3 protein-coding genes are annotated in these 3,480 nt (G+C 42.0%); all 3 read right to left on the bottom strand.

The window, feature by feature from the left end:
• Window positions 1–1,448: S-layer homology domain-containing protein (locus tag AC1DWN_RS30605; RefSeq protein ID WP_477562632.1), on the bottom strand; the 1,448-nt coding region annotated here is incomplete at its 3' end.
• Window positions 1,449–1,587: 139 nt separating this feature from the next.
• A complete protein-coding gene (locus AC1DWN_RS30600; protein WP_477562631.1) occupies window positions 1,588–2,280 on the bottom strand; it encodes a response regulator transcription factor in 693 nt (230 codons plus the stop codon).
• The coding region (locus tag AC1DWN_RS30595) for a sensor histidine kinase (RefSeq protein WP_477562630.1) at window positions 2,258–3,480 on the bottom strand (1,223 nt) is incomplete at its 5' end. The genes AC1DWN_RS30600 and AC1DWN_RS30595, both read right to left, overlap by 23 nt.

The raw sequence follows: 3,480 nt of genomic DNA, 5'->3' as shown, positions 1-3,480 counted from the left end.
GTATATGTCATTCCCGCGCTCACTTTACTATTTTGTATAATTTCAAACACACCTACTGCACCTTTACGGCTAGAGTATTTATAAGCTGCTACTAGCTTATCTCCGTTTGGAGCTGTCAGTTCAATATTTCGGCCTGAGAATAATTCATCACCAGGGTCTTGCGATAAGGTCACGTTAATTGAGGTTTCACTCACTGCTTCTGCACCTGTTACTTGCAGCGGCGCGAATTCCTTTGCTACAAATGAAGAATTTGCAATATTCGCCCAATCGGATGAGACCGTATATTTTACGCCTGGAGTTAGAACTTGTCCTTCTGGCAGACGGAATTTCGGTTCTTGCTTTCCATCTGTCGATTGCGTAAACGGTACATATTTGGCGATGATCGGCTGACCGCCTTCAGGTGTAATCGTGACTTGTCTCGCTTGCATAGATGAGATAATTTGATAGGTTTTCCCGTCTGCTTGATCACGATCATTCAAAACAAATGCATTTGCACCTCGGCCCCCGCTGTACGCAGAAATAACATATCCATAATCTACAACGCCATCCGCCTTCAGCAATTCAACCTCGAATGTATCGTTTGTTACTTGACTAGCTGCCGTCATTTCCAATTTCGTTCCACTGCCTGTAATGGACCCGGCTTTTTGACCTTTGTATGTTAAGTTATACGTTGTACCTACTTTTTGAACAGAAGTTGGAACGATATAGGTTGCAACTGATCCGGTCTTCAGACGAGGCATATTTGTCAATGTCAATCCGTCATTAAACATAAAATCTTCTTTTGCTTTCGCAAATAATTCATCCTCTGCCAGAAGTGCCTTATCGAATGTTACGATCATTGTGATTGCATTTAACGCTCTAACACTTGTAATCTTAGCCTGCTCTGAAGGAATGGCTTTACGAGCGGCTTTGAGCAAATAGGCGGTTTCTCCGCGTGATGCAGTGCTGCTTGCTGAATAAAAACTACCCATCCAGTAATTTACGGATTTCTCATCACGCTTCAATGCCTTGGATACGACTTGCACAAGTTCCAGATCTGACACTGTGCCTCGCGGATTGAACTGTCCGTTCTCTGCCTTCATGATACCAAGTCCTACAAGTTCAGCTGCATAGGAGTAATACCATGCATCTGGATCAACATCCGTAAGCTCTACTAGATTCTCAGATGTCCCTTCCAGATTGAACGTTTTGATTACCAATTTGGCTAATTCAGCGCGATTGATTTGTCTTTGCTCACCCATCGAGTGATCGGGATAACCTTGCATCAAGCCAAGCTTGAATAGCTCGCTGACAGCATCTTGGATCTCCTTATCGGACAGCTGAGACGCTGTTTGAATACCTGTTTGACTTGTCGCTGCTTGTACATTTAAATTCCCATAGGGTAATGAAGTTACTCCTAATGCAGCAACCATCATCACTGCTGCTACTTTTTTAGTAATCGGGTTCATTATAAATTCCTCCTCATTTCAGTTCATATTGCCYATAACTTATATGATAGAGGATAGAGATAAATTGCTAAGGTACGTTATATTAACAAAATATAAACTGCAGCTAAAATGTTTGGAAACTTCACTAATATTCACGATTCTATACGGTAAAACGGTATCCTGCACCCCAGACGGTTTCGATATATTGCGGGTTAGAAGGATCAGCTTCAAGTTTTCCCCGAAGCTTGCGAATATGTACCGTAACCGTCGCAATATCGCCGCTAGAATCCATTTTCCAAATCCGTTCAAATAAATCTTCTTTCCCAAATACACGATTTGGATTACTTGCTAGAAATACAAGCAGATCAAATTCACGTGTTGTAATGGCAACTTCTTTATTCCTTACAAACACTCTCCGTGAAGCTTTATCTATGAGCAGTCCGCGGATATGAATTTCATCTTGAGCAACTGGCTTTTGCTTATTCAGCAATCGGTCGTACCTAGTTAAATGCGCCTTCGCTCTCGCCACTAATTCACTTGGGCTGAATGGTTTTGTAATAAAGTCATCCGCTCCCAAATTGAACGCGCGGATTTTATCAATCTCTTCTTTCTTTGCTGAAACTATTAAAATGGGAACCTCCTTTGCTTCACGTATACGGCGGCATAATTCGAACCCATCCATCCCTGGCAGCAGCAGATCGATGATAATCAGATTGTATTCCTCTTTAAGAGCGAGCTGCAGCCCTTCATCTCCGCTATGGCATAAATCAACCGAGAAGCCGTTTAATTGAAAATAGTCCTGCTCAAGCTGAGCAATTGTCGTCTCGTCTTCAATGATTAGAATTCGTGTCATGGCTATCAAGCTCTCCTTCGTTTGTTCGTCTCAGCTTCAAAAAAAGACTGGTCCCTACGCCTTGTTCACTTTGCGCCCAAATGGAACCACCGTGTCCTTCAATAATTTGGCGGGCAATCGCCAGCCCTAATCCGCTCCCGCCTTTTGATGAATTCCTCGATTGTTCTGCCCGATAAAATCGTTCAAAGATATGTGGTAGAGCCGCATCCGGGATACCCATACCGTTATCCTTGAATTCGATTGTCACCCATTCCGAATCAGCTTGAATAGAGACACTAATTTGTTTGCTCGGGTTATTCATATATTTGAGTGCATTATCAATAATGTTCAAGATCGTACGCTTTAATTTCTCTAAATCCGCGGATACCATTATATTTTCGTATTCATAGTGATCCCAATTGATCACGATGTCCTTGCCCTCTAATTCGTACCTCAGTTCATCCATACAATCATCCAGAAATACGATAATATCTACTGGCTCGAACATAAATGGAACTTGTTTCAAATCCAGCTTAGAGTATAAAAACAACTCATCTACCAGCTTGTCCATATCAACGGCCTTCGTATAAATAATATCAACATATATCTCCATTTTCTCAAGAGTATCAGCCACTCCATCTCGAATCCCTTCAATATACCCTTTGATATTCGTAATCGGTGTTCGCAGGTCATGAGATATATTCGAGATCAGCTCTTTCCGATTCTCTTCATATTGCAGACGTAGATCCACAGACTCCTGAAGTCGCTGCCGCATACTCTCGAATGCTTCATTAAGCTGACCAATCTCATCATTCGAATGCAAATTGAGTTCAAATTGCAAATTACCTTCCTTAATGCGATTCGCAGAGCTCCTAAGCAAGTTCAACGGCTTAATGACACTTCGCGTAATCCAGCGATACAATAACATATTTGAGACGATGAGCACGACAATCAAAATAAGTGATAGGATCGGCAGGAGCTTACGCGTCAGCTCCGCAAAGGGACTCCGTTCACGTATTACAAACACGCTGCCTTTAGCTCCATCTGAATACAAAAAATCATATTTCGCATAGGCATAGAACCGTTCACCGATATTAAAGGTGCTGCGAATCTGATTATTTTTCAAATCATACAGCGGTAAAGCAAATTTTAACTCCGGCTGATTAAAGGTCAGCGACTCGAAAATTTGGCTGCTCTCTCTCCTTACATATAATCCTGATT

Source organism: Paenibacillus sp. P4_A7, from assembly GCF_056402455.1.
Note: the sequence above shows the minus strand (reverse complement) of the source record. Positions and strands in the feature narration are given on the sequence as shown.

Coding starts and splice junctions, on each gene's coding strand:
- AC1DWN_RS30600 (WP_477562631.1), bottom strand. CDS start 2,280: ATGACACGAATTCTAATCATTGAAGACGAGACGACAATTGCTCAGCTT.